Source organism: Ihubacter sp. rT4E-8 (assembly GCF_049852125.1).
Taxonomy (GTDB): Bacteria; Bacillota; Clostridia; order Peptostreptococcales; family Anaerovoracaceae; genus Senimuribacter.
Genome location: NZ_CP187532.1, coordinates 852,485 through 878,315 on the forward strand (window position 1 = coordinate 852,485; position 25,831 = coordinate 878,315).

At 48.5% G+C, this 25,831-nt stretch carries 23 protein-coding genes and 1 pseudogene; 18 read left to right on the plus strand and 6 right to left on the minus strand.

Going from position 1 to position 25,831, the window contains the following annotated elements; translation table 11 throughout:
* The first annotated feature begins 1 nt into the window (after position 1).
* The 13 genes from ACPW7J_RS04205 to ACPW7J_RS04265 all read left to right on the plus strand — a co-directional run bounded on the left by ACPW7J_RS04205 (position 2) and on the right by ACPW7J_RS04265 (position 12,357).
* A complete protein-coding gene (locus tag ACPW7J_RS04205; protein ID WP_425756783.1) occupies positions 2-439 on the plus strand; it encodes an acetyl-CoA carboxylase biotin carboxyl carrier protein in 438 nt (145 codons plus the stop codon).
* Positions 433-1,821 carry an acetyl-CoA carboxylase biotin carboxylase subunit gene (gene accC / locus ACPW7J_RS04210; protein WP_425756785.1) on the plus strand — a complete coding sequence of 463 codons (1,389 nt, stop codon included), beginning with the start codon at positions 433-435 and terminating at the stop codon, positions 1,819-1,821. Before ACPW7J_RS04205 ends, accC begins: the two co-directional genes overlap by 7 nt.
* Positions 1,808-2,647 carry an acetyl-CoA carboxylase, carboxyltransferase subunit beta gene (gene accD, locus ACPW7J_RS04215; RefSeq protein ID WP_425756786.1) on the plus strand — a complete coding sequence of 280 codons (840 nt, stop codon included), beginning with the start codon at positions 1,808-1,810 and terminating at the stop codon, positions 2,645-2,647. Before accC ends, accD begins: the two co-directional genes overlap by 14 nt.
* Positions 2,644-3,510 (plus strand): acetyl-CoA carboxylase carboxyltransferase subunit alpha, encoded by an 867-nt coding sequence (locus tag ACPW7J_RS04220; RefSeq protein WP_425756788.1) that lies wholly within the window; start codon positions 2,644-2,646, stop codon positions 3,508-3,510. The genes accD and ACPW7J_RS04220 overlap by 4 nt, the downstream gene beginning before the upstream one ends.
* Positions 3,434-4,393, plus strand: a complete 960-nt coding sequence (locus ACPW7J_RS04225) for a beta-ketoacyl-ACP synthase 3 (protein WP_425756790.1) — start codon at positions 3,434-3,436, stop codon at positions 4,391-4,393. The genes ACPW7J_RS04220 and ACPW7J_RS04225 overlap by 77 nt, the downstream gene beginning before the upstream one ends.
* A gap of 19 nt (positions 4,394-4,412) precedes the next feature.
* Entirely contained in the window at positions 4,413-5,324 is a 912-nt protein-coding gene (locus tag ACPW7J_RS04230; protein WP_425756792.1) for a DUF561 domain-containing protein, read from the plus strand.
* The gene (locus ACPW7J_RS04235) at positions 5,308-6,339 is read left to right on the plus strand and encodes an NAD(P)H-dependent flavin oxidoreductase (RefSeq protein WP_425756794.1); all 1,032 of its coding nucleotides are present in this window, start codon (positions 5,308-5,310) and stop codon (positions 6,337-6,339) included. The genes ACPW7J_RS04230 and ACPW7J_RS04235 overlap by 17 nt, the downstream gene beginning before the upstream one ends.
* Positions 6,336-7,277, plus strand: coding sequence for an ACP S-malonyltransferase (fabD, locus tag ACPW7J_RS04240; RefSeq protein WP_425756795.1), 942 nt, complete (start codon positions 6,336-6,338; stop codon positions 7,275-7,277). The genes ACPW7J_RS04235 and fabD overlap by 4 nt, the downstream gene beginning before the upstream one ends.
* A 1-nt stretch (position 7,278) precedes the next feature.
* Positions 7,279-8,013 carry a 3-oxoacyl-[acyl-carrier-protein] reductase gene (fabG, locus tag ACPW7J_RS04245; protein ID WP_425756797.1) on the plus strand — a complete coding sequence of 245 codons (735 nt, stop codon included), beginning with the start codon at positions 7,279-7,281 and terminating at the stop codon, positions 8,011-8,013.
* Between the two features lie 14 nt (positions 8,014-8,027).
* Positions 8,028-9,263, plus strand: a complete 1,236-nt coding sequence (gene fabF, locus ACPW7J_RS04250) for a beta-ketoacyl-ACP synthase II (RefSeq protein ID WP_425756799.1) — start codon at positions 8,028-8,030, stop codon at positions 9,261-9,263.
* Positions 9,263-9,691, plus strand: coding sequence for a 3-hydroxyacyl-ACP dehydratase FabZ (fabZ, locus tag ACPW7J_RS04255; RefSeq protein WP_425756801.1), 429 nt, complete (start codon positions 9,263-9,265; stop codon positions 9,689-9,691). Before fabF ends, fabZ begins: the two co-directional genes overlap by 1 nt.
* Positions 9,692-10,227: 536 nt before the next feature.
* Positions 10,228-10,671, plus strand: a complete 444-nt coding sequence (locus tag ACPW7J_RS04260; RefSeq protein WP_425756803.1) for a MarR family winged helix-turn-helix transcriptional regulator — start codon at positions 10,228-10,230, stop codon at positions 10,669-10,671.
* A 522-nt stretch (positions 10,672-11,193) separates the two neighbouring features.
* Positions 11,194-12,357 (plus strand): pyridoxal phosphate-dependent aminotransferase, encoded by a 1,164-nt coding sequence (locus tag ACPW7J_RS04265; RefSeq protein ID WP_161873720.1) that lies wholly within the window; start codon positions 11,194-11,196, stop codon positions 12,355-12,357.
* 28 nt (positions 12,358-12,385) lie between these two features.
* Here ACPW7J_RS04265 and ACPW7J_RS04270 read toward each other — a convergent pair whose 3' ends face one another.
* Positions 12,386-12,949, minus strand: a complete 564-nt coding sequence (locus ACPW7J_RS04270) for a TetR/AcrR family transcriptional regulator (RefSeq protein ID WP_425756805.1) — start codon at positions 12,947-12,949, stop codon at positions 12,386-12,388.
* Positions 12,950-13,124: 175 nt separating this feature from the next.
* Between ACPW7J_RS04270 and ACPW7J_RS04275 the strand changes: the two genes are divergently transcribed.
* Positions 13,125-14,420, plus strand: a complete 1,296-nt coding sequence (locus ACPW7J_RS04275; RefSeq protein WP_425756807.1) for an MATE family efflux transporter — start codon at positions 13,125-13,127, stop codon at positions 14,418-14,420.
* Between the two features lie 37 nt (positions 14,421-14,457).
* On the opposite strand, the gene ACPW7J_RS04280 is transcribed toward ACPW7J_RS04275, so the two are convergent.
* From ACPW7J_RS04280 to ACPW7J_RS04295, 4 genes are all read right to left on the minus strand, one after another.
* Positions 14,458-15,240: a CorA family divalent cation transporter gene (locus tag ACPW7J_RS04280; protein WP_425756809.1), complete on the minus strand. Its 783-nt coding sequence runs from the start codon at positions 15,238-15,240 to the stop codon at positions 14,458-14,460.
* Between the two features lie 10 nt (positions 15,241-15,250).
* Positions 15,251-16,387 carry an alanine racemase gene (gene alr, locus ACPW7J_RS04285; RefSeq protein WP_425756811.1) on the minus strand — a complete coding sequence of 379 codons (1,137 nt, stop codon included), beginning with the start codon at positions 16,385-16,387 and terminating at the stop codon, positions 15,251-15,253.
* A 61-nt stretch (positions 16,388-16,448) separates the two neighbouring features.
* Entirely contained in the window at positions 16,449-17,288 is an 840-nt protein-coding gene (locus ACPW7J_RS04290) for a uroporphyrinogen decarboxylase family protein (RefSeq protein ID WP_425756812.1), read from the minus strand.
* 11 nt (positions 17,289-17,299) lie between these two features.
* Positions 17,300-18,391: an alanine racemase gene (locus ACPW7J_RS04295; protein WP_425756813.1), complete on the minus strand. Its 1,092-nt coding sequence runs from the start codon at positions 18,389-18,391 to the stop codon at positions 17,300-17,302.
* Between the two features lie 246 nt (positions 18,392-18,637).
* Here ACPW7J_RS04295 and ACPW7J_RS04300 point away from each other — a divergent pair, with 246 nt between their 5' ends.
* The gene (locus tag ACPW7J_RS04300) at positions 18,638-20,137 is read left to right on the plus strand and encodes a trimethylamine methyltransferase family protein (RefSeq protein ID WP_425756814.1); all 1,500 of its coding nucleotides are present in this window, start codon (positions 18,638-18,640) and stop codon (positions 20,135-20,137) included.
* A 95-nt stretch (positions 20,138-20,232) separates the two neighbouring features.
* Positions 20,233-21,696, plus strand: a complete 1,464-nt coding sequence (gene nhaC / locus ACPW7J_RS04305) for a Na+/H+ antiporter NhaC (protein WP_161873728.1) — start codon at positions 20,233-20,235, stop codon at positions 21,694-21,696.
* A 312-nt stretch (positions 21,697-22,008) separates the two neighbouring features.
* On the opposite strand, the gene ACPW7J_RS04310 is transcribed toward nhaC, so the two are convergent.
* Positions 22,009-23,301 carry a helix-turn-helix domain-containing protein gene (locus ACPW7J_RS04310; protein WP_161873729.1) on the minus strand — a complete coding sequence of 431 codons (1,293 nt, stop codon included), beginning with the start codon at positions 23,299-23,301 and terminating at the stop codon, positions 22,009-22,011.
* A 307-nt stretch (positions 23,302-23,608) separates the two neighbouring features.
* Here ACPW7J_RS04310 and ACPW7J_RS04315 point away from each other — a divergent pair, with 307 nt between their 5' ends.
* The gene (locus ACPW7J_RS04315; RefSeq protein ID WP_161873730.1) at positions 23,609-24,256 is read left to right on the plus strand and encodes a methyltransferase cognate corrinoid protein; all 648 of its coding nucleotides are present in this window, start codon (positions 23,609-23,611) and stop codon (positions 24,254-24,256) included.
* Between the two features lie 51 nt (positions 24,257-24,307).
* Positions 24,308-25,792 (plus strand): annotated as a pseudogene (mttB, locus tag ACPW7J_RS04320) ([trimethylamine--corrinoid protein] Co-methyltransferase).
* The last annotated feature ends 39 nt before the right edge of the window (positions 25,793-25,831 follow it).

Here is a 25,831-nt window from a genome sequence, read left to right on the forward strand (position 1 = left end):
AATGAAACAGCAGGAATATATGGATTTCATCGACCGGTTTGAAGGCTCATCCCTAACGGTGCTGACCATTGAGACAGAAAGCTGGAAGATGCATATGGAGAAGGGAGCCGCGCCTGCGGCTGCAGCAGCCGGCGCGCAGCCTGCTGTAAAGACGGAACCTGCCGCAGCGCCGCAGCCGAAGGAGGCAGAGGCGGGCGACTGTGTAAAGGTCAAAGCGCCCCTGGTGGGGACATTTTACAGAGCGCCGTCTCCGGAAGACGCGCCTTACGCGGCAGAAGGGGATCGCGTTCAAAAAGGGCAGGTATTGTGTCTAATTGAGGCGATGAAGATGATGAATGAATTGAAAGCGCCGGCGGACGGCATCCTGCGCGCCGTCTGCGCAGAGGACGGACAGCTGGTGGAATACGGGCAGATTCTCTTTGAGGTAGCGCCATGCTGAAACGAGTTTTAATCGCAAACCGGGGTGAAATCGCGGTGCGGATTATCAGAGAGTGTCTGGACAGTTCTGTGGAAGCGGTTGCCGTTTACTCGGAGGCAGACGCGCAGGCGTTACATAGCATCATCGCAAGCCGCAGCGTATGCATTGGCGGCGGCAGAGCCCAGGATAGCTATCTGAACATCGCAAATCTCATCGAGGCGGCAAAGGGAACCGGATGCGACGCGATTCATCCGGGTTTTGGTTTTCTGTCGGAAAACAGCGACTTTGCCAGATGCTGCGAAGAAGCGGGACTGGTTTTTATCGGTCCATCGTCAAAAGTTATTGAGCAGATGGGCAGCAAAGCCGCGGCAAGAGCCTTGATGACCGAGGCAGGTGTTCCTGTCGTACCCGGCTCTGACGGTATTGTGAAGACGCCGGAAGAGGCTGAGAAAATCGCGGCGCGCATTGGGTTCCCCGTTTTGCTGAAAGCCGCAAACGGAGGCGGCGGCAGAGGTATGCGCAGAGCGGATACACCGGAAGAAATTAAGACTGCGTTTCAGGCGGCAAAAGCGGAGGCGGAAACCTGCTTTGCCAATGGAGATTTGTACATAGAAAAACTGATTCAGCATCCGCGGCACATTGAATTTCAGATTCTGGCGGACCGCTTTGGCAATGTGGTGCATTTGGGAGAGCGGGACTGTTCGATTCAAAGGCGCAACCAGAAGCTGGTAGAAGAAGCGCCGGCGTGGGGGCTTTCAGAAGCGCTGCGCAGCGCCATGGGAGAAGCGGCGGTCAAAGCGGCGAAAGCCTGCGGCTATGAAAACGCCGGTACGGTGGAATTTGTCGTAGACGAAAATGACCGCTTCTACTTTATCGAGATGAACACACGGATTCAGGTAGAGCATCCCGTGACAGAGGCGGTGACCGGCGTCAATATCGTCAGAGAACAGCTTCGGATTGCCAGCGGACTGCCCCTTGGATTTTCTCAGGAGGATATCAAACTAAGCGGTCATGCCCTCGAGTGCAGGATTACGGCAGAAGACGTCTTTTCTGATTTTGCCCCATGTCCGGGCACGGTGGATTTTATTCATTTTCCGGCAGGCGCGGGGATTCGGGTAGACAGCGCCCTTTACAACGGATGTGCCATCAGCCCTTATTACGATTCTATGGTAGCAAAGGTCATTGCCAGCGGCGCGACCAGATTGGAAGCAGTACGGCGCATGCGCAGAGCCCTGGAAGAAATGGTCATTACCGGTGTAAAAACTACCCTGCCGGTGCAGCACCTTCTGATGTACAATCAGGATTTTCTGCGGGGCGGCTATGATACTGGATTTTTAGAAACCCATTTGCCGGAAATTCTGAATATCTTTAAGGAAGCGGGAGGCAGAGATGAATCCATTTAAGGAAAAACGGGAGTTTTTAAAGAGCCTTCGGACGATTAACCCGAAAGACCTGCCGGTAACCTGTCCGGATTGCGGCGGTAAAACCCAGCATTCAGTTCTGGCGGAAAGCCTGTACGTCTGTCCGATATGCGGCAGACATTTCAGCATCAGCGCCAAATATCGACTGAAAATCACGGCGGACAAAGGTTCCTTTCACGAACTTTGCAGAAGTCTTTCCGGCGGCAATCCGCTTGCGTTTCCGGATTATGAGGAAAAGCTGGCGGCGCAGCGGCAGCAGACCGGGCTCAAAGAGGCGGTCATCTGCGGAACCGGGAAAATAGACGGGGTGAAAGCAGTACTTTGCGCCATGGATAGCCGTTTTATGATGGCGAGCATGGGAACGGCTGTAGGAGAGAAGATCACCAGAGCTTTTGAATACGCGACGAAAAAGCATCTTCCCATCATCATCTTTGCGGCGTCCGGCGGCGCCAGAATGCAGGAAGGGATTTTTTCTCTGTTTCAGATGGCAAAGACGTCGGCTGCGGCAGCGCGCCATGATGAATCGGGGCTTTTGTACGTTTCTGTACTGACCCATCCGACCACAGGCGGCGTGACGGCAAGCTTTGCAAGTCTTGGCGACGTCATACTGGCAGAACCGGGCGCACTGATTGGATTTGCAGGCCCCAGGGTCATCGAGCAGACCATCGGGCAGGCGCTGCCGGAAGGATTTCAGCGGGCAGAGTACTTAAAGGAACATGGATTTGTAGATCAGGTTGTGGAAAGAGGACAGATGCGGCAGACGCTGGGACTTTTGCTGCGGCTCCATGAGCGGAGGAACAAAAAATGAGACATCAAAATTTGACGGCGGCTGCCCGCGTAGCGCTGGCAAGACGAACAGACAGACCATCTGCCAGGGAGTACATCGACGCTATGATAGATGACTTTTTTCTCCAGCATGGCGACCGGCTCCATGGGGAGGACGAAAGCGTTCTTGGCGGAGTCGGCTTTTTTCATGGCAGACCGGTGACGGTTATCGCCCAGCAAAAAGGAAGCACCTTAGAGGAAAATCTGGCATGCCGCTTTGGAATGCCAAATCCGGAAGGATATCGAAAGGCAGTGCGGCTGATGAAGCAGGCGGAAAAGTTTTCCCGCCCGGTGATTACTTTTGTAGATACACCGGGGGCTTATCCTGGGGTGGAAGCAGAAGCCGGCGGACAGGGAGAAGCCATCGCCCGCTCCATCGCTTGTATAGCGGGCTTGAAAGTGCCGGAAGTAGCGGTTTTCATCGGAGAAGGCGGAAGCGGCGGCGCCCTTGCTCTTGGCACGGCGGACCGGATCATCATGCTGGAAAACAGCATTTTTTCCATTCTGTCTCCGGAGGGCTTTGCCAGTATTCTTTGGAAAGACGCCAAACGAAGTGATGAAGCCGCGGAAGTCATGAAGCTGACCGCAGAAGACCTTTGGGAGCTTGGAATTTGCGATGTAGTGATTTCCGAAGGAACAGAAGGCGCCCATGCCGCGAGAGAATACGTTTTTGACCGGGTGGAGCGTGAAATTGAAGCAGCTCTCTGCGCTTTAGAGAAAAAGAGCGCTGGCGCGCTGGCAGAGGAGCGGTACAGGAAGCTTCGAAGGATTGGAGACAAGAACAAAACAGAAAGGAAAGACCATGGCAGGAGTGAAACTTTTAGGACTGGGAAAAGCCAGAGGTGACCGGCTTGTGACCAACGACGATCTGGCGCGGCAGGTAGACACCAGCGATCAGTGGATTCGGGAAAAGTCCGGCATCCAAAGTCGTTACTTCGCAGTGGAAAAAACGGAAACAGATCTTGCCGCCGAGGCGGCGGAAGCTGCGGTGCAAAGCGCCGGCGTGGAGCGAGAAAAGATTGCGGTATGCATCGTCTGTACTTTTACGGCAGAGGATCAAACGCCTGCAGCGGCGTGCAGTGTGGCAGGAAGACTGGGACTTTCTGAGGAAATTCTGGCGCTGGATGTCAACGGCGCCTGCGCGGGCTTTATCTACGGCTGTCATCTGGCAAACGGGCTTCTCGCTATGGAGAAAGACCGGTATGCGCTGGTCATCGGCAGTGAAAAAATATCTCCCTTTATGAATCTGGAAGATCGCGGCAGCTGCGTGCTCTTTGGGGACGGCGCAGGCGCGGCGGTACTATCCTTTGATGAAGCGGCGGATTTCGTGTTTTACGGCGGATGCAGACCGGATCGGGACGTGCTGCACTGCAGGCGCGGCGGCTATATCGAAATGGGCGGACAGGAGGTCTACCGGTTCGCGGTCAGCGTTGTGCCCAAGGCGATTGCGAAAACCCTGGAAAAAGCCCAGATGACAGAAGCGGACATCGACTACTTTGTCTGTCATCAGGCAAATGAGAGAATTATTGATGCAGCGGCAAGGCGCATCAGCCAAAACCCTTCCAAATTTTTTAAGAACTTATACAGCTACGGAAATACGTCGGCGGCAAGCATTCCCATCGCCCTCTGCGAGATGGAGGAGCAGGGACTTCTGCAGGCAGGCACGCGTCTTGTCTGCACAGGCTTTGGCGCTGGGCTTTCCTACGGCAGCATGTTAATCAGCAGATAGAAAAAGGAACTTGGACTATATGAAAATCAACGAACTTTTAGAGATAGAATTTCCCATCTTGCAGGGCGGCATGGCAAATATCGCAACAGGCGAATTTGCCGCGGAAGTATCTGAGGCCGGCGCTCTGGGCATCATTGGCGCCGGCGGCATGAAGGCAGAAGATCTTCGGGCGCAGATTAGAATCTGTAAATCGCTGACCAAAAATCCTTTCGGCGTCAACATCATGCTGATGAATCCGGATGCGGAGAAGATGGCGAAAATTGTCACCGAAGAACAGGTTTCTGTGGTGACAACAGGAGCAGGAAACCCGGGAAAATACGTAGAAACATGGAAGAAGGCGGGAATCAAAGTGTTTCCGGTGGTTTCTTCTGTAGCGCTGGCGAAACGACTTTCGGCGCTGGGTGTAGACGGGGTGATCGCGGAGGGCTGTGAAAGCGGCGGTCATATTGGAGAATTGACGACCATGGCGCTGGTGCCGCAGGTTTGCGATGCGGTAGACGTGCCGGTCATCGCCGCGGGCGGAATTGCCTGTGGCAGACAGATGGCGGCGGCCTTTGTACTGGGAGCCTGTGGTGTGCAGATCGGCACCTGCCTTCTGGCAAGCTGTGAGTGCCCCATTCATCAAAATTACAAGGAAGCCATCGTCAAGGCGGGCGATAACGGAACCATGGTCACAGGCAGAAGCGCCGGCGCGCCGGTGCGGAGTCTGAAAAATCCTATGACCAGAGAATATCTGAAACGGGAGCAGCAGGGCGCGGACAAGATGGAGCTTGAGAAATTTACCCTCGGTTCCCTTCGCAAAGCGGTCGTGGACGGCGATGTCAAAAACGGCTCTTTGATGGCAGGGCAGGTCAGCGGCATGGTGAAAGAGATCAGACCGATCAGAGAGATTTTAACGGAAATGGTAAGAGAATATGAAGCACTTAGATAACTTGTCTGTGCCAATCATCCAGGGCGGTATGGGCGTAGGCATTTCTATGGGAGGTCTTGCAGGAGCCGTAGCATCCTGCGGCGGTATGGGCGTGATTTCCACCGTCAATATCGGATTTCGAGAAGCGGATTTCTGGCAAGCGCCGGAAAAAGCCAATCGGAGAGCCCTTGCGGCAGAAATTGAAAAGGCGCGGGCGCTTTCTGGAGGCAGAGGCTGCCTTGCGATCAACGCCATGGTGGCGACGACTGGATTCGCGGATTTAGTGAAAACTGCTTGTCGGTGCGGTATCGACGCCGTCATCAGCGGCGCGGGACTGCCTCTTTCCCTGCCGGAGTTGGTGCAGGGGGAAGATGTGATGATTGCGCCGGTGGTTTCCAGCGGGAGAGCAGCGAAAACCGTCCTCTCCATGTGGGAAAAACGGCACAGCCGAAAGGCGGATTTTCTGGTTGTAGAAGGAAGTCAGGCAGGTGGGCATCTGGGATTTACCAGAGAAGAAGCGGAAGGAGCGGCAAAGTCTTTGCCGGTGCTTGTGAAAGAGGTTTGCGACGCGGCGGACGGCATTCCCGTCTTTGCGGCGGGCAGTGTTTCCTGTGCAGCGGACATGGCGGCGGTGAAGCAGGCAGGCGCTTTCGGCGTGCAGCTGGCAACGCCGTTTATCGTCACAGAGGAATGCGACGCAAGGCCGGGGTTCAAGGATGTGATCCTGGCAGCCTCCGCAGAGGACGTGATGATTTTGAAAAGTCCTGTGGGCATGCCGGGACGGGGGCTTCGCAGCCCTTTGATGGAACAAGTCAGCGCAGGAAAAAGGTTTCCGCCGAAGCAGTGTGTCAGATGTATTCACGGATGCGACCCGGCAAAAACGCCTTACTGCATCAATCGGGCGCTGATCGAAGCTTATTACGGAAATTATGAAGAAGGCTTGTTTTTCTGCGGCGGCAATGTGGGAAAGGTAAACGACATGACCACGGTCAGCGCGCTGATGGAAAAACTGGCGCAGGAATGGAGAACTGTATGAAATTAGGAATCATATTTGCCGGTCAGGGCAGTCAGACTGTCGGCATGGGCAAGGATTTTTATGAGAATTCGCAAGGCTTTGCGCAGGTGTTTGATCTGCTGCCTGCGGCGCAGAAAGAGATCGCCTTTGCAGGACCTGACGAGGCGCTGGCGGATACGAGAAACACCCAGCCAATTATGGTAGCTTTTGCTGCCGGTGTGCTTTCGGAACTTTTGCCGGGACTTGCAGCGCTGAAGATACAGCCGCAGATGGCGGCGGGGCTTTCGCTGGGAGAATATTCGGCTCTTCACGCGGCTGGGGTTTTTGACGCGGAGACAGCGATTTCTTTGGTAACAAAGCGGGCAGCCGCCATGGCGGAAGCTGCGGACGGCGTGGACTGCGCGATGAAAGCCGTGCTGGGTCTTGATCGGGAAACGCTGGCGGATTGCTGCGAAAAAGCATCCGGCTGCGGCACAGTGCAGATTGCCAACTATAACTGTCCGGGACAAATCGTCATCGCAGGAGAGCGAAAAGCGGTAGAAGCCGCGGCATCTTTCGCTTTGGAAGCGGGCGCGAAGCGGTGCGTCAGCCTTGCGGTCAGCGGACCGTTTCATACCAGATTTATGGAACCGGCGGGTCAGATTCTTGCGCGGATTTTTGCAGATACCTCCTTTGGAGAGATGGAATTTCCGGTACTGTTCAATGCGGTAGGACGTGAAAAAACGCAGGCGGAAACCATTTCAGACCTACTTGTGCGGCAGGTTTCGGGGAGCGTCTATTTTGAAGACACCATCAAAGCCATGGCGGACGCCGGTGTGGATACGATTATCGAAGTCGGTCCCGGCAAGGCGCTGTCTGGCTTTGTAAGAAAGACGGACCGAAATATGAAGGTCATGAACATAGAAACCTGGGAGGATCTGCAGAAGGTGCTTTCCCAGCTGAAAGGAGACGCAGCATAAGATGAAAGGAAAAACAGCCATTGTAACCGGCGGCAGTCGGGGAATCGGCAGAGCTGTTTGTCTGGAATTTGCCAGACGAGGCGCCAATCTTGTGATCAATTACGCGGGAAACCAGGCTGCGGCGCAGGAGACAGTCGCTGCTTGCCAGGCCTTTGGCGTATCTGTACTTGCCCTGCAGGGCGATGTGGCGGAAGAAGCGGACTGCGCCCGCATCGCGACAGCGGCATGTGAAACCTTTGGTAGCATTGACATTTTGGTCAACAACGCCGGTATTACCAGGGATAATCTGCTGATGCGCATGAGTGAGGACGACTTTGACGCGGTGATCAGAACCAATCTTAAGGGCAGTTTTCTGATGATGAAAGCAGTCAGCAGGCAGATGATGAAGCAGCGCTATGGGCGCATTGTCAATGTGTCCAGTGTGGTGGGACTTTCCGGAAACGCCGGACAGGTCAACTACGCCGCCAGCAAAGCAGGGGTTGTCGGCATGACCAAATCCTTTGCCAAGGAAGTGGCAAGCCGGGGCATTACGGTCAACGCCGTCGCGCCGGGCTTTATTGAAACGGATATGACAGCGAAGATGACAGAGGCAGCGGTGAAAGCGGCGGCAGCATCCATTCCGGCAGGTCGTATGGGAACCCCGGAAGATGTGGCGGCGGCGGCAGCATTTTTGGCATCCCAGGAGGCGGCCTATGTGACCGGACAGGTGCTGGCGGTAGACGGCGGCATGTATTAAATAAGGAGACAGCGATGAAAAGAAGAGTGGTCATTACCGGTATGGGGGCGGTATCCCCCATCGGAAACACAGTAAAAGAAATGTGGGAAAATGCCCGGGCGGGAGTCTGCGGCATCGATTATATCAAAAGCTTTGATACGACAGATCACAAGGTCAAGGTAGCAGGCGAGCTGAAAGACTTTGATATTACGGACTATATGGATAAAATGGCGGCGCGGCGGACGGCAAGGTTTACCCAGCTTGCGTTGGTGGCGGCGCGGGAGGCGGTATCACAGGCGAAGCTTGATATGACGCGGGAAGACGCGGCGCGATGCGGCGTGAATATTTCCAGCGGTATCGGCGGTCTTCCGACCATTGAAGAAGAACATTATAAAGGCATCAAGCGGGGGTTCGACAAGGTATCGCCTCTCTTTGTGCCTATGGCGATTACCAATATGGCGGCAGGCATGGCGGCCATTGAATTCGGTTTTCGGGGCAGCTGCACCTGCGTTGTGACGGCGTGCGCTTCTGGAACCAACGCCATCGGAGAAGCATTTCGGCAGATTCGGGATGGTTATGCCGATGTGTTTTTGACCGGGGGCAGCGAAAGCTGTATCAGTGAACTGGGCATCGGCGGTTTTACGTCTATGAAAGCGTTGTCCGAGTCCTGCGATCCGGCGCGGGCGTCTATTCCCTTTGACAAAGAGCGAAATGGCTTTGTGATGGGAGAGGGCGCGGGAGTGCTGCTCCTTGAGGAATATGAACACGCCGTGTCCCGTGGCGCGGAAATCCTCGGTGAGATTGTCGGCTACGGCGCCAGCTGTGACGCCAATCATATGACAGCGCCGCTGGAAGACGGAAGCGGTGCGGCGGCGTGTATGAAAGCAGCGCTTGCAGACGGCGGCGTGCTGGCTGATCAGATCGCCTATATCAACGCCCACGGCACGTCTACACCGATGAACGATAAGTGCGAGACACGGGCAGTGAAATCTGCATTTGGCGATGTGGCATCTGCTCTTTTGATGTCTTCGACTAAATCTATGACGGGACATCTGCTGGGCGCTTCCGGCGCAGTGGAAGCCATTTTGACAGTCTGCGCGTTGAAGGATCAGTTTGCGCCGCCGACCATCGGTTATCAGATACCGGATCCGGACTGCGATTTAGATATCGTGGCAAATGCTGGAAAAGCAATGACAGGGGATTACGCTATGTCAAATTCCCTTGGATTTGGCGGGCATAATGGATCAATTGTATTTCGGAGGGTAAAATAATGGAACTGGACATCAGACAAATTCAGGAGATTTTGCCTCACCGGTATCCTTTCCTGCTCATCGACAGGGTGACGGACATGGAAGCGGGAAAATGGGCGCGGGCGATCAAGTGCGTGACGGCAAACGAACCCTTTTTTCAGGGACATTTTCCAGGAAGACCGATTATGCCGGGCGTACTGATTATGGAAGCTTTAGCGCAGACCGGCGCGGCAGCTATTTTGTCGGAGGAAGAAAACCGGGGCAAGCTGGTCGTTTTTGGCGGGATCAAAAACTGCCGGTTTAAAAGACAGATCGTGCCGGGAGATGTGCTTACGCTTTTTTGCGAATTGACGCAGCGGCGCGGCCAGGTCGGCTACGGCAAAGCGGTTGCAAAGGTGGACGGAGAAATCGCCGCCCAGGGTGAACTGTCTTTTGTGATTACGGAATAAAAGACGAGCATGAAAGGTACGGCAAAGGTGAGAAAAGCGTTGAGCCCATCTCTGGAGGCTGCATTTTGACACTTTACCGGATTAATCACGAGGATTGTGTCACTTTTGAAATTTGTGATTTTGCGGAAATGACACTTTCGTACACTTTTCTAGGTGAAAGTGTCAGAAAATAATTAGAAATATTATGTAATCAGATTGTTCTGAAGACGGAATATCTCTATTTTTTGTGAATTAACAGTTGTTAATAGCAATTGACCTGCGTAATTTTTCTTCTGAAATCAGAAATCTGACACTTTCCTTTGAATTCAATGTCCATTGTGTCAGATTTTCCAAAAACTAAAAATGAAATCTGACACTTTGCTGCTCAAAAATTAGGGATTGTGTCAAAATTGTACTCATAGTGGTTTCTGGCTTTTTGAAATTCTCTCTGGTACAGGTAAAATGACCGCATGGCAAGCTGAAATGGAATAAACATTGCAATTGGCTGTCGAATTTGTTAAAATATGAATATCGTCACGAGAAGGAATGAATGCGAAATGCTTGAGAAAAATTTTTCTGATATCTATACAAAATTTAAGATGAGCCTCTATTCCAAGGTGTTTAATCAGGATATCAAGGTGGAGGACGCTCTTTCCGCTATGGAGGTGCTTTGTGTGGAGTTGATTTATGCCATGGGAAGGCCGACCATCAACGAGTTTGCGTCTTTTGCGCAGCTGTCGCCGCCCAATGCGGCTTACAAGGTGGGCAGTCTGGTGAAGAAGGGATATGTCAACAAAGTCAGAAGTGAAGAAGACAAGCGGGAGTATTATCTGGAAGTGACAGACAAGTATATGCAGACCTACGGTGTGACCTACGATTATATCGGCACCGTGATGAAGCGAATCCGGGAGCGGTTTTCGCCGGAGCAGGTCAAAGAGCTGGAAGATATTCTGGGCGTGATCGACGACGAACTGATGCCGGAAGTTGAGATACAGGAATAGTTATAAGGGAAAACGTAAAAAAGGCCGGAGCTGAATAGTTTCTGGCTTTTAAGCTATAGAAATTATTTGTTTTATGAATTTGGAATACGCAGATTATTTGATATTCTTATCAAATGGTCTGTATTTTTTGTCGAAATGTCGTATGATGAAATACAACGAACAATTATATTTGAAACTTTTATTACTTATATTTTGCAACAAAATAAAGTTATAAAAATTTCAGCATCTTTTTTCAAAAAGACTTTGCTGGCATAGGTTAATTGCACAGGAAAGGAAGAACGGTTTAAAGCGCTGTTTTCAGATCATCTTCTAATTTTGAATATTTGAACTGAGCGCCGGCTGAGAAATGTGTAGTTCCTGAGCATCCCTTGTAAAGCTGGAATCTGAAAAATATTCATAGCCTTGCTCCCTATGCGAAATACGGTTAATTATTTGACTTTGTTATAAAATTGATTTATATTATGAATTATTATAGCGTATCATGCTGAGAGCGACAAGAATGAAAAACGGAGGTCAACACCAATGAAGCACAAGTTTATCGCAAAGCGGTACTGGAAAGACCAGAGTACCGCTATGGGAAAATCTGATGAAATGGCAAAATCTTTCAATGACGTGATTAATCTGAGTTTGGGGGACCCGGATTTAATTACTCACGATATCATTATTGACAACGCTTTCGCGGACGCGAAGGCAGGACATACGAAATACACGGATTTCAGAGGTGACCCGGAATTTCGGGCGGAAATCTGTAAGTACTACAAAGAAGAATATCAGATGGATGTTGCTGATGAAGAGGTGTTTGTAACCGCTTCCGCCTGTCTGGGTATGTATTTGGCGCTGGAAGCCATCATCGATGACGGGGATGAGGTGATTCTGCAGGCGCCGTTCTTTACGCCGTATCCGCAGCAGGTGGAACTGGCAAGGGGTATTCCTGTGGAACTTGCGACGTATGAGGAAGAGGATTTTCAGATTAACATAGAACGTTTGGAGTCTCTGATTACAGAGCGGACCAAGGCGCTGGTGATCAATTCGCCGAGCAATCCGACGGGAAATTGTCTGACTGTTAAAACGATGGAAAAAATCGCTGAAATTGCCGAAAAGTATGACTTGATCGTGATTTCCGATGATATTTATACATCGTTCAGTTATCAGAATCCGTTTGTGCCGTTTGCGGCACTGCCCGGTATGCGGGAAAGAACGATTATTCTCAACTCTTTTTCCAAGAATTTCACTATGACGGGATGGAGAGTAGGCAATATCATTGCGCCGGACTATATCGTTAAGGTGATTCAGCAAATCAACGAAAACGTGGTATTTACTGCGCCGTCCATATCCCAGCGGGCTGGTATTCATGCACTTCGTCACAGAGACGAGATTCAGCCGCCGATGATCGAGGAATACAGAAAGAGAATGTTCTATGCGGCGGAGAGAATCAATCAGATTCCAAAGCTTTCAGTGATTTATCCGCCGAAGGGCAGCTTTTATCTGTTCATGAATATCAAGGAGAGCGGTCTTTCAAGTGAAAAAGCGGCAGAACTGATTTTAGAGAAAGCCCATGTGCTAATGCTGCCGGGTAATGCTTTCGGCGCCTGTGGGGAAGGCTATGTGCGCATTGCCTGCACGGTCAATGTGGACACCCTGAAAGAGGCTTTTGACCGGATTGAGAAGATAGAGCAGTTTCAGTAAGACGTAGACGAAATTTATCTGTAGAGCATTATACAGCCAAAGCTGCCAAAAACCAGGCTGCCATTTCCTCCGGCGTATGTGATAGTCCTTGCGCAAACCACCACTGCACCATGCCGATAAAGCTGCACGAAAGATGATGGAGCAGGAAGTCCTGTGGAATTTGTCCCAGGGCTTCTTTTGTTTCTAGCGCCGGCAGCAGGCTTATCGCAAAAAAGCGGTGCAGGTATTCTCTGAGATAACGGAGAAACAGCTCGCCGCTTTCGCAGGATAGTATACCTGGGATATTGCGTTTATCGTCACGCAGATGGTATAGGAGATGGGTGACCATTTCTTCTGCACTGCCTGAAGATGCAGAGAAATCGTGGGTCTTCTCCGAAGTCAGACTGTCCGAAAAAACATGAGAAAATAAATCGGTACACAGTTCTCTGAGCAGATGATCTTTGGTCTCAAAGTGGGCGTAAAAGGTGCTGCGCCCTACGTTGGCTTTATCGATGATTTCCTGCACTGTAATCTGGTGAAATTGTTTTTCTGTTAAAAGCTGTGCCAGAGCGTCAAAGATGGCGGCTCTGGTTTTTTGCTGTCTTCTGTCCATAATGAGAGTCCTCTCTTATTTTACAATACCGTACAATTTGCGGCAAATGTCCCATACGGCACAATTCTGCATATTTGGTGATTGCACTTGCTTCTGACCGGCGTATAATCGGTAATAGAACAAAGTGTTCTGTAACTGACAATGAATATGCTAGCAGAAGGAGAGGCTATTGTCAATGAAACGAGATATTTTTTATTTGTCGCTGCCCATTATCATAGAAAATCTGCTGCAGACGCTGCTTGGTACGGTAGACACCTTTTTTGCAGGGCAGCTGACGGATGCTGCCATTGCGGGTGTCGGCGTCACAGGTCTTGTGATGAATCTATGTATTTCTTTTTTTACAGCTGTTAGCGCCGGCAGCACGGCGATCATTGCGCGGCGCTTTGGGGAACGGGATTTTGAGAAGGTGCACGCCGCTGTACTCCATGCTCTTTGTATAGGGATTATGCTGGGAATCGCAGTGGGAAGTGTCTGTCTGTTCTTTGGCAGAAAAATTTTGCAGCTGACTGGTGTGGAAGGTATGGTGCTTTCTTGTGCGCTACCATATTTTTACATTGTCGCGGTACCTTGCGTACTGCTTTGCCTGCAGCTAGTGTTGTCCGGCTGTCTGCGTGCCATGAAAGATACGAAAACGCCCATGTATGTAGCTGGCGCATCAAATCTTTTGAATATCCTTCTGGATATTCTGTTTATCAAAGCGGGATTTGGAGTTTTTGGGCTTGGACTTGCAACCACACTGGCAAGAGGGGCAGGGTTGGCGGCGCTTTTTCTGTGTTTGCGGAGAAGAAACAAAGTCTTCGGGCAGTATTCCATCAGGCTGCGGCGCAAGGAATTTGCTCTGTTACTAAGAATCGGCGTTCCGGCGGGGATCGAAAAACTCATCATGCGTGCCGGACAGCTAATTTATAATGGGATGATTCTGTCCATTGGAACAGCATCTTACGTGGCGCACAATGTAGCGGGAACCATTGAAAGCTACGGGTATATTCCGGCGATGGGATTCGGACTTGCCGTCTGCACGATGACAGGAATCTCGCTGGGAGAAAAGCAAGTACAGGCGGCAAAGGCACAGGTCAGGATCGCTTACTGGCTGACCGTTTCGGTAATGATTGTAATCGGTGCAGTATTCTATGTCTTTGCGCCCCAGCTTGCAGCGCTTTTTACAGAGACTTTCGCTGTACAGGAAATGGTGACAGATGTGCTCCGCATCATTGCCTGGTTTCAGCCTTTTGCGGCGCTGGTGCAGGTGCTGACCGGCGCGCTGCAGGGTGCGGGCGATACAAAATTTCCGATGTATGCCACTTTCTTTGGCATCTTTGTACTGCGCACCGGTCTTGGTTATTTGCTGGCAGTGACACTTGGCATGGGGCTTTCCGGCATCTGGTTTGCATATGCTGCAGATCTTATGGTGCGGGGCGCGATGCTTTTGGGGCGATTTCGACAGGAGAAATGGATGAAGATTGCATTGTAAAGGAAACCCTTCGGACTGCAGATCAGCTCTCGGAGACTTAAAACCATTTCTTTTTTTTAAATACGATTAACAGAACGACTACCAACCCTATACTGAGACTGGCCACGAAGGGGTACCCCCATGCCCAAGTGTATTCCGGCAGGCGCAGATTCATACCATACCAGCCAGCGATCAAAGTCAGCGGCAGAAAGATGGAAGTAACTACAGTGAATATTTTCATCAGATTGTTCTGTTCAATATCGATTTGCGATTGATAGGCTTCCCGTACCGCTTCAATGTACTCCTGTAGATGGAGAACAAATTCCAGAAGCCGGTCAAATTTTTTATCGATAAATGCGAAAGAAGGGTCAACAGCGCTGATCTCATCAGAGAGAAACTCCATTTGCTCATAATAGCGTTTCACCTTCAGCAAATCTTTTCGCACCTTAATGATGTCTTTAATGCCATTCTTACTGGGGCTCTTTTCCATCAAAAGGTTGTCTTCTAAAGAAATAATCATGTTTTCCAGGGATTCCAGCTTATAGACGTCGTTGGCTGTCAGTTCCAGAAAAAACTCATGGAGCTGAAGAATGCCGTCTTCTTCTATATCCACGTTTCGAAAGCTTTCCGCCACAGAGCTGCTGTCTGTCACAACGATAAAGTCCTTCTTACTGGCATATACGCTTACTTTCCGTTCATCCAGCCAGTGAAAGGAGAGAAAATATCGGTTCTCTCCAAGAGCGGCAAAGAAATTCCGGCTTTCATCCATACGATTGACAAGATCGCTGCCTGTATATTTTTTCAGTTCTTCTAATCTGTCTGATGTAAGTAATTCTTTCATAATACTGCTATTATACCCAGGAATAGATTCTTTCAACCCTGGAGCCGATGGTTCCGTATAGATATTCGAAAGTATTGCCGCAGAATTGTTCCATGTCCCAGGTTGTGATTTGCTCATTTCCGTCTTTTCCGATCAGAATGGCTTTTTGACCGATTTCACAGGAGATGCCGGTAACATCGGCAAATGATTGATCCATACAACAGCCGAGGAAACGTGTCTTAGTTCCGCTGATTAATACCGGTCCCTGTTTTCGCATCCAGCCAGGATATATACCGTCGGCGAAGCCTATGGATATGGTGGCGACAGTCATCGGTTTTTCTGTGATGAAAGCCCGGCCGTAGCCCACGCTTTCACCTGGCACGATGTCGTGAACATTGGTAATATACGCGCCGATTTCACAAGGCTCGACCAATCCAATCGGTTCTCTGCCGTCTTCCATAGCCATATGCCCCAGAACAGAGGTACAGGAACGGATGTGTGTAGAAAAATCCTTTGCTTCTGAAAACCATGCGGCGGCAGCTGAGTTGCAGCAGTGAATATAGCGGGGGTCAAAGCCTGCCTCGCGAATTTGCAGAACACCATCCTGAAAGCGTCGAAACTGTTCTAAGGCAAAACTGTCATAATAATCGGCTGTAGACGTGGCAAAGTGGGAATAAACTCCTATAATTTCTAAATTGCCTAAATATTTTACCAAATCGATAAGCTCTTTCAGCGGTTTGCCTGGTTGTATGCCCAGACGGTTCATACCGGTTTCTATTTTAATATGCACCTTGGCGGATTTTCCTGCTTCAGTTGCCAGCTTGCTTAACCTGTGGGCAGTTACAGCATCAAAGAGAGGACACTGCAGGTTATATGCAGTAATAGCGGGCAGCAGATGCTGCGGAATACCTCCAATGACCACGATATCCGCGTCGATGCCGGCGCGGCGAAGCGATACGGCTTCGTAGACTGCCGCGTTGGCCAGAATTTTTGCGCCACAATGCTCTGCGTATAGCTTTGCCATAGGAACAAGACCGTAGCCGTAGCAGTTGCCTTTTAAAACGGGAATGATATCAGTGTTTGGACCGATATAATCCTGCACCCTTTTGTAATTGCGTATGACTTCGTTCATATCTACTTTAAAATATGCATTACAATAGTTTTCCATTTTGAATGTCTCCCGGTTATATAACAGGGAGTTGCCCATACGGACAACTCCCCTTCATCATTTAAATCAGATCTAAATAGTTGATACAGTTTACTGTAAGGGCGGTATCCTTGCGGCATCGTTGCCCCAGAATCCGTACCTTGCCGCAGGCTGCCAGACAGGCAGCGTCATAGGACGTCGGTTCATTTAATGCTAACTTCTTCCACTGCGCCTTTTGGCAGCCTGCCAAAAGGAAAGACGTTTTCGGACACAGGTGAAAAACACAGTCAGAGGGCAGCTTTGAACCAGCCAGCCGGAGAAACGGAACAGTAAAATCTTCCGTTATCTGACGGGCATATTTTGGCCCTAGAATATCCAAACTGCCGGGTGAATCGGTGTAATAAATGATTCTTGCGCCTGCTTGATACACGGCCATAGCCAGCTCCGCCAGATCTTCCGCGGTACGATTGAAGAAGGCAGCCATAATATCAGCGTTTTTTCGCCAGCCCATGAGTACCATCATGATATCCGCCAGTCCATTAAGAATAGTCACCGGTCCGTGAAGCTCCATGGTAGCGTTTCCACCGTTGGAATTGATCAGCGCAATCGCTTTTACGGTTTCCGCTAGCCGCCCCTTTGTAACGTCCAGATGAGGCAAGTCAGCCAGCTGGTCCAAAGACGTTATTACATCTCTGTCCTTGCGCGGTCCAAGAGACGAATCGTCTAGCTTAATTTGCGCGCCCAAATTTTCCGCCTCCAACACGGGATCAAAGGGGAGAACTGCGTGATTGCCTGCCAGCTTTGCAATTTGCTCTGCTGAGCAAAGGGCGTCGGGCAGACGTAATCCCTTCGATTCGGCGTCTTCTTTAGAAAGGCCGTTGTACGCGGCATATCTGCATTTGTAATCAATCAGCTTTGCCATAGCAGTTTCCTCTATACGAAGACGATTTGTACGTTGCGGCAGTTGGTCAGATAAACGATGGAAGCGTAGTTGATACCAAATTCTACAATATCGCCAGGCTTCAGCTCACGTTTTGCGTCTTCAATATCCAGAATTGTGTGATCGGAAGAAGCGCCGATTACTTCTATTCCTTCATCTTTCGGGAAGATTTCGTCAATGCTGCCGTAATCCACTTTTCCGATTCCCAGGAGAGCTCTTTTTCTGATACCTCTGTCTACATATTCAGGCGTGTGACCAAAAGCATCGATGGAAATCTTTCCTACAGGGTGAGAAGGTTTGTCCTTTACTTCGATGACTTCCGCTTTTAATGTATAAACATCCTGATGCATCCAACTCATATCGTAGCCGTAGAATACGTCCAAATCTCTCGCCAGAAGAATGCCTTCGCCTACTCTCAGCAGATTGACACGCTTTGGCATATCCTTATTGATGATTCTTGGCAGAGAGGTGGTTGCGCCGCCGGAAATGTATTCCAGTGTTCTGCCAATCTTTGCTTCGATTCTTTCGGCAATGGCAACCAATTCATCCAGTTTATCCGCTGTTGCTTCAATACTTCCGTAACAGCCGAGGTTTGTACCGACGCCGGCCAATTCCAAATTGGACAATTCATTTTCTACTGTAACAGCCACGTCTACCATTTCATCCTTGTCCCAGAAACCTTCGCGAAGATCTCCTAAGTCCGCCATGAGGATAACTTTATGCGTTTTGCCTTGCTTTGCCGCTTCCTCGTTAAGCGCGCGAAGCACAGTGATTTCACTGTTCAGACTCACATCGCATAATCTGACAACCTCGGAAAGCTCGCTCATCATCGGAACGCGGAGCAGCAGATAAGGAAGATCAATGCCGTATTCTTTCGCGTCTTCAATTTGCTCCAGACGGGAAGATGCGATCAGCTTTACGCCGCCTTCTGCGAACATCCTTGCGCATTCAGGAATGCCGGTGGTTCCTTTGATTACACCTGCGATATCAATACCAAAATCTGCGCATTTGTTAACGACTGCAGCAACGTTTTCCTTTAGGTACTGCAGATTGATTTCTACTCTCGGATAGACCTGTTTAACCATATTGTTTTCTCCTTTTCAAGACTGAAATATAGCTATATTTTAACATTATACGGAGATATCGTCTATAAAGAATATACGTGAACTTTGGTAATTTTTTTACAACAGCAGCGGAAAGAAAAAAGCCAAAGCTTAGGAAAGTTATAAACATTTTACAAAAATAACTGAATTTAAGGCTAAAGTAGGAGTTAACAAATATGGTACGATGCAAGTATGAAAAAAGAGTTAAAGAGAGGCTAAGGTGAAAGAATGGAGAAATTCAAATTTGATGAAACCCTGCAGCTGAAGATTTTGACGAAATCGCAGGTAGAGAGCATGCATGAAAAAGCGTTGTATGTTCTGGAGAATCTGGGTATCATTTTTGCCTATGAAGAAGCGTTGGATTTATTGGAGCAGGCCGGATGTGATGTGGACAGAGAAACGCAGAAGGTAAAATTCCCACGAGAACTGGTGGAAAAATGTATTACCTCCGCACCGTCTACCTTTGACCTGTACGACAGAGAAGGTAATTTCTACTGTACGTTTGGCGATGGCAAGACCCGTTTTAATCCGGGTAGTAGCGCTAGCAATGTTCTAGAGAGTGACGGAGACACCGTACGGCTTTCTAACGTTAAGGATCTGAAATTGCTGACCAAGGTAGCGCAGAGTTTGCCGCATATTGATTTCGTGTCTTCTTCTATCGTATGCGAAGAAGCGCCAGGCGAGCTGGGCAGCCAGTATCTGTATTACACGGAAATGCAGAATTCCATTAAACCGATTATCGGCGGCGCTACGGATGCGGCAGGCGTTCCAAGAACCTTCAAACTCCTGACTGCTGTTCTTGGAAGCGAGGAAAATGTACGGAAAAAACCGTATACGATCTTTGATATTTGTGTAACCTCACCGTTGAAATGGTCGCATATCGGTGCAAGAAATATTATCGACTGTGCTCGGATGGATATTCCGATTAATCTGATTTCCGCGCAGATCGCGGGCGCTACCGGCCCGATTACACTGGCCGGATGTATTTTGAACCATACAGTGGAAATTCTGGCAGGACTTGTGCTGGCACAGGTTACGAAGCCGGGACATCCTGTTTCCTATGGCGGCGCGCCTTGTATCTTCAACATGAAGACAATGTACACGCCGATGGAAGCGATGGAATGCAGTATGATAACGGCAGCTTATTCTCAGATGGGTCATTACTATGGCCTTCCGGTACACACGTATGCGGCAATGTCCGACGCTAAGATCGTGGATTATCAGGCAGGCAGTGAAACGGCCAGATCAGGTTTGATGGCTATGATGGCGGGATGCTCCAACGTATCCGGGCCGGGTGGGCTCAACGTCATCGCGGAGATGAGCATTGAAAAGTTGGTTATCGACAATGATTATATCGGCACACTGAAGCATCTGGAAAAAGGTATCCGTTTCGACGAAACAACGCTGGCAGCAGATCTGCTTCTGGAGGTCGGGTCCGGCGGAAACTTCATGACGCAGAAGCATACGCTGAAGAACTATAAGAAGGAGCATAATTACAGCAATATCACAATGAATTATCAGGAAAGAGCTGCTTGGGCAAAGGAAGGTAAGCCGACTATCATGGATAAGGCCAGAGCTTATGTGGAGGATATCGATAAGCAGACCATCTGTCCGCTGTCCGAGGATCAGAGAAAAACTTTGGATGCGGCGTTTATTGAAGTATGCGCTGACGCCGGACTTTCCGAGGATGTCGCGAAAGATCTGATCAAAAAGTATGATGAAGCGTAAACACGCTTTGTTATAGAGAAATTATTTCTAAAATATTTAAAGAAAGGAAAATGTACAAATAATTCCCCTATCTTTTATTTGTACAAGGAAACATTATGGGTAAACGAGTTCCTATGTGGCAGGTATTGATCTGCGTCGCATTCACGTTGGGTGTTATCTGTTACTCCATCTTCTTCTCCTATGGTGAAGCGCATATGCCGTTGATTCTGGCTGCAGCTTTGGTATCCATCGTCGGCGCGCTTAACGGCTGGAAGTGGAGTGTAATGGAAAAGGGCATGATTCAGGGTATCAGCCGCTCCATGCAGGCGAATCTGATTCTCCTGACTGTTGGTATGTTGGTTTCTACCTGGAAAGCGGGAGGGATTATTCCGTCCATGATTTATTACGGATTGAATATTATTAATCCGGCGATCTTTCTGGTAACAGCAGCGCTGCTGTGTACTTTGATTTCTCTGGTAATCGGATCTTCTTACACCACGGCAGGCACCATCGGTGTTGCTATGATTGGTATTTCCATCGGCCTGGGCATCAATCCGGCGCTGACTGCAGGCGCGGTAGTAGCTGGTTCCTATACAGGTGACAAAATGTCTCCGATGTCCGATACTACTAATATGGCGCCTGGCGTATCCGGAGCCAACATTTTCGATCATATCAAACACATGGTATGGACGGTAACGCCGTCTTATGTGATTGCAATGATTCTTTGGTTTATTCTGGGCAGAGGCAGTGCACCAAGCGGCGACGTGCAGATGGAAATGAAGGACATTCTGCAGGATGCCATTCAGAACGAATTTGTTGTCAGTCCTTGGCTAATGTTGCCGGTATTGGTTCTGCTGGCTGCAGTTATTCTTAAGATTCCTGCACTTCCAGCCATGTTCGGCGCAGTCATCATTGGACTGCTGTGTATGGGTCTGGTACAGGGCATTGCGTTTGAAGATTTCTTCAAAATTATGCATTACGGATATGAATCTACCAGTTCAGATATACCGCTCTCTGGCGATTATACGGTTGCCAGTGTAGTTGGAGGCGGTGGATTTGACGGCATGCTGTGGACTGTATCCATCGTACTTTGCTCTATGTCTTTTGCAGGCGTGTTGGAAATTACCGGTATGCTGGGACAGCTGGTAGAAAAGGTTATGAAGGTTGCGAAGACAAACGGTTTGTTGGTTATGTGCACAATTTTAACCTGTCTGTTTATCAATATTCTGTGTGCGGACCAGTATCTGGCTATCATTCTGCCGGGTAGAATGTACAAGAATGCATATGAAGACAGAAAACTGAAGGCAAAGAATCTGTCCAGATGTTTGGAGGATTCTGGTACACTGACTTCACCGCTGATTCCTTGGAATGTATGCGGCGCCACGATGTATGGTTTCCTGGGACAGCCAACCACAGCATATGCTCCGTATGCCTTTGTAAACTGGATTTGTCCGATTATTTCCATTATCTATGGCTTCACCGGATTCACCATCGAAAAGATGACGGATGAAGAATATGAAAAAGTAATGGAAGCAAGAAGGGCAGAGGAAGAAGCTACGAGAAGAGAGCTAGAAGGTTAATAAAAAAATGTATCTTCTTTAAAAAACGGAACTGTCTCGAAAGAGGCAGTTCCGTTAGACTGCAGACAAAGGTCTAAATCTCTAAACAGAGATTTAGGCTTTTTCTATGGTGGTGTAATCTAAGCTTTTCAAAGGTTTGCGATATAGATACAAGAATCTGAGGGATACAGAAGAACGTTTCAAAGCTTGTGTAAACATAAAAAACTAATGTAAGACAGATAGAATTAACGATAGGGGCGCCGCCGCCCTAACGGTCATTTTACGTTAATGCGACACCCCCCCTTTTTTTTTTGAACCGGCAGTCGTATAGGTTCAATTTTCCTTTTCCTTGACGGCGTTGGCGGCTCGGTAAGCCTTCGGCGTCATATCCTTAGCCTTTTTGAAGACCTTTGTAAAATAACTCTGATCTTCAAATCCAGTTGACAGAGAAATATCGATAATGCTCAAGTTGGTTTCTGTCAGCAATCGACAGGCGTGATCTACTTTCAACGCGTTGAGATAATCTGTGAAAGTGACGCCCATCTCCTGTTTAAACAGTGTGGAGAAATAAGATGCGTTGACATGCAGATTGGTTTCAATATCTTTCAGCGATATTTTTTCCTTAAAGTTTTTATTGATGAACTGCAGCGCTTTGATAACAATTTGGGAACGTCCCTTATAAATAGAAGTTAGCATGTTCCGCGCGATCAATTCGATCAGTGATTCGCAGACTTCAGTTAGTGCGGTGAAGCTATCTGTTTCACTGATTCGGCTTATAATATCTAAGTCAGTATCTATAGTCTGATTCAGATTGCTGTCGCTTTCACTGGCGGTTTTCACAATGATGGCAAAGAGCCAGAGCGCCTTAATTTTAATTCCTTCCAGATTTCCGGTTTCCAGAATAGAAAATTTGTTCAGCATTTTGCGTACGATCTCTTTGGATTGCTCCACATGACCGTCGCTGACGTTGTCAATCAATTCCTTCTCTAAATCGTAAGGATATTCCATGGAGGCGTGTTCTTTTTTGTAATTCTGGATATTTAAATTGATTTGATTTTGCTCACTGTATTGGTTTCGCAGAAGGCTGTAATCGTTTGCGCCGGAAACGGAGGTGACGACACAGTTATAAAACAGCAAAGCTAGCTGAGACACCTGATTAGGCTGATAGACCTTCATTTTACCGGCAAACATCTTTGCCATGGAAAGAGATACGTCGTTTAAATTGTTTAAGGATGAAAAGCTACGCGTGGTACTGGCTCGCAGTTCTCCCATTACAATAGGACCGACGATGAAATAGCCTGCAAAGACCTCATTGATGATGAGGGAAACGGCGATGTTGGCCAGACCAGCTTTACATAAGAAAATGTATGGCTCACCCAGACGAGAAGCGAATTGGCCGGCTGAGGACAGGTTACGGCGGCACATGCTTTCACAGTCAGTATATACCCTGAAAATATTACAGATTTTATCGTCTTTTTTAAATTCCTGAATCAGCTCGTTTTTTCCGTTGAAATAAGTTACAGGTATGCCAGTGGTTTCGGAAAACGCATCAATAGAAGCAGTCAGATAATCTGAAAGCTTTGCTGTCGACGGCGTGTCCAAATTTGGAATAACAAAGTTTTTCATAGAAGACCTTCTCCCTCGTAAGCTGAATGGTGATATAAAAATTGTACTATTTTTTATAAAAAAATCTATATTGCATTATAACATGAAGATAATAAAATTACAATAGCGGGAATCCCAAATCCATATGGAAAGGATTTTCAATCGTAATATGCGTTAAAAAACACTGATTTTTGAATATAGAATAAAAAAGCGGCAAAAAATATTACTACTTTTTCTAAAAAGGTCTATATATCTATTTGACCGTGATACGGTACAATAATCTTACGAATGAAAAGTCTATTCAAATGAAACTCGGAGGTAAATATTTATGAGTAAAGAAGCAATCATGGAAAAAGCAAAGCAGTCAATCGTAGAGGCTGACGAGGATATCGCTATGGAAGCTTTGGCCGAAGCTGAAGCTGAAGGCGTAGATCTGGTTGAATTACTGAGCGACGGTTATTCCGCAGGTATGAAAGAATTAGGCGACCTGTTTGGAATGGGAGAAATTTTCCTGCCAGAACTGATCTTTGCTACAGAAGTTATGAAGACTGTATCTGCTGAAATCGAAGGCAAAATGGATATGTCCGAAGTAAAATCTGCTGGTACTTTAGTAATCGGTACTGTAGAAGGCGACGTACACGACATCGGTAAAGGTATCGTTGCATCCCTGGTTAAGACCAACGGTGTAGAAGTTATCGACCTGGGAAGAGAAGTACCTGCACAGAACTTCGTTGACGCTGCAATCGAGCACAACGCTGAATTCGTAGGAAGTTCCGCTCTGCTGACTACTACTATGACTGTTCAGAAGGACATCGAAGATGCACTGAAAGAAGCTGGCATCAGAGATAAAGTTAAGACTATGGTAGGCGGCGCGCCTGTAACCAATCGTTGGGCGGAAAAAATCGGTGCTGACGCTTACTGCGAAGACGCTTCCGATACAGTAAACTTCATCATGGACTGGATTGCAAAACTGTAAGCCGGACAACCGTAATTGATAGCAACTGAATAAATATTGGAGGTAAGTGAGATGGGTAAATTTATCCACGAAACTGACATCACAGGATATAATATTTTATCCAATGATGATTTAGACGCACTTCACGAAGCGACCCTCCAGCTGATGGAAGACTACGGCCTTCAGATGCATGGAAAAGAAGCGTTAGACATCTTAGCCGGCGCTGGCTGTGAAGTTGATTACGAAAATGACAGAGTAAAATTCCCAAGAAACCTGGTAAACGACGCAATCGAAAAATGTCCTGCAGAGTTCACCCTCTGCGGAAGAACCCCGGACAAAGATACTTTGATCGGCGGCAAGAAAGTTGCGTACAAGAACTTCGGTACAGGCGTATTCATCTTTGACCCTTACACAGGAGAACTGAGAGAATCCACCAAAGAAGACCTGGGAAATGTAGCAAGATTCATCGACGCGATTCCTGAAATCGACGTATTCTCTATCGCTGTAACAGCAGGTGATGTAAACCAGAAGGTTCGTTCCCTGCACGAAGCAGAAGTTGTATTCAACAACTTGACTAAGAACTTTGCGCACGACCTTGAGGGTGTAAAGAATACACAGAGATTTATCGACATGGCTGCAGCCATTCAGGGCGGTTATGATAAGCTGAGAGAAAGACCGATCGTTGCGATGGGCGCTTGCCCGAACAGCCCGCTGGAAATCAATGAAAATGAAACCAGCATCATCATTCTGTCCGCTAGACACGGTCTGCCAATCGACATTCTGTCCATGGGGCTTTGCGGCGCTACCACACCGGCAACTCTTGCAGGTACACTGGTTTGCACCAACGCAGAAATCCTGGGCGGTATCGTTTTAGCACAGATTGTAAACCCTGGCAACAAGATTCTCTACGGATCTTCCACGACTATCATGGATATGAAGACTGCACAGTCTCCAGTCGGTGCGCCTGAGCACGCAATGTGTTCTGCAGCAGTAGGACAGCTGGGTCACTACTACGGCATTCCTACCAATGTAGGCGGCACGTAGGCTGACGGTAAGTGCTTCGACGTTCAGTTAGGACATGAAAAGACCATGACTAACATGCTGCCTGCACTGACAGGAAGCAACGTCATCTATGGTATGGGTATGATGGAAATGGGTATGACCATGAGCTATGAGCAGCTGTTGACTGATGCAGAAATCGTAAGAATGACCAGAAGAATTCTGCAGGGAATTCCTGTAAATCAGGATACAATGGCGCTTGACGTAATTAAAGCAGTAGGACCTGCTAACAATTACTTAGCACATAAGCATACCAGAAAGTACATGAGACAGGAACTGTCTACGACACAGTACATCGACCGTACACAGAGAGAAACCTGGGAAAAGAAAGGCGCTATGACGATGACCGAAGCTACCAGAGCGAAGGCAATCGACATCTTAGAAAATTACAAGCCGGAACCGCTTCCTGAAGATGTGAAGAAGAGGATTCATGACATCGTAGTGGAAGGCGAAGAAGAAGCTGAAGAATTAGCTAAGTTTGAAGCGAAGAAACACTAATCTCACGTTAAAATTTTTTTCAAATAAATATCAAGAGAA

Coding starts and splice junctions, on each gene's coding strand:
- ACPW7J_RS04205 (WP_425756783.1), top strand. CDS start 2: ATGAAACAGCAGGAATATATGGATTTCATCGACCGGTTTGAAGGCTCA.
- accC (WP_425756785.1), top strand. CDS start 433: ATGCTGAAACGAGTTTTAATCGCAAACCGGGGTGAAATCGCGGTGCGG.
- accD (WP_425756786.1), top strand. CDS start 1,808: ATGAATCCATTTAAGGAAAAACGGGAGTTTTTAAAGAGCCTTCGGACG.
- ACPW7J_RS04220 (WP_425756788.1), top strand. CDS start 2,644: ATGAGACATCAAAATTTGACGGCGGCTGCCCGCGTAGCGCTGGCAAGA.
- ACPW7J_RS04230 (WP_425756792.1), top strand. CDS start 4,413: ATGAAAATCAACGAACTTTTAGAGATAGAATTTCCCATCTTGCAGGGC.
- ACPW7J_RS04235 (WP_425756794.1), top strand. CDS start 5,308: ATGAAGCACTTAGATAACTTGTCTGTGCCAATCATCCAGGGCGGTATG.
- fabD (WP_425756795.1), top strand. CDS start 6,336: ATGAAATTAGGAATCATATTTGCCGGTCAGGGCAGTCAGACTGTCGGC.
- fabG (WP_425756797.1), top strand. CDS start 7,279: ATGAAAGGAAAAACAGCCATTGTAACCGGCGGCAGTCGGGGAATCGGC.
- fabF (WP_425756799.1), top strand. CDS start 8,028: ATGAAAAGAAGAGTGGTCATTACCGGTATGGGGGCGGTATCCCCCATC.
- fabZ (WP_425756801.1), top strand. CDS start 9,263: ATGGAACTGGACATCAGACAAATTCAGGAGATTTTGCCTCACCGGTAT.
- ACPW7J_RS04260 (WP_425756803.1), top strand. CDS start 10,228: ATGCTTGAGAAAAATTTTTCTGATATCTATACAAAATTTAAGATGAGC.
- ACPW7J_RS04265 (WP_161873720.1), top strand. CDS start 11,194: ATGAAGCACAAGTTTATCGCAAAGCGGTACTGGAAAGACCAGAGTACC.
- ACPW7J_RS04270 (WP_425756805.1), bottom strand. CDS start 12,949: ATGGACAGAAGACAGCAAAAAACCAGAGCCGCCATCTTTGACGCTCTG.
- ACPW7J_RS04275 (WP_425756807.1), top strand. CDS start 13,125: ATGAAACGAGATATTTTTTATTTGTCGCTGCCCATTATCATAGAAAAT.
- ACPW7J_RS04280 (WP_425756809.1), bottom strand. CDS start 15,240: ATGAAAGAATTACTTACATCAGACAGATTAGAAGAACTGAAAAAATAT.
- alr (WP_425756811.1), bottom strand. CDS start 16,387: ATGGAAAACTATTGTAATGCATATTTTAAAGTAGATATGAACGAAGTC.
- ACPW7J_RS04290 (WP_425756812.1), bottom strand. CDS start 17,288: ATGGCAAAGCTGATTGATTACAAATGCAGATATGCCGCGTACAACGGC.
- ACPW7J_RS04295 (WP_425756813.1), bottom strand. CDS start 18,391: ATGGTTAAACAGGTCTATCCGAGAGTAGAAATCAATCTGCAGTACCTA.
- ACPW7J_RS04300 (WP_425756814.1), top strand. CDS start 18,638: ATGGAGAAATTCAAATTTGATGAAACCCTGCAGCTGAAGATTTTGACG.
- nhaC (WP_161873728.1), top strand. CDS start 20,233: ATGGGTAAACGAGTTCCTATGTGGCAGGTATTGATCTGCGTCGCATTC.
- ACPW7J_RS04310 (WP_161873729.1), bottom strand. CDS start 23,301: ATGAAAAACTTTGTTATTCCAAATTTGGACACGCCGTCGACAGCAAAG.
- ACPW7J_RS04315 (WP_161873730.1), top strand. CDS start 23,609: ATGAGTAAAGAAGCAATCATGGAAAAAGCAAAGCAGTCAATCGTAGAG.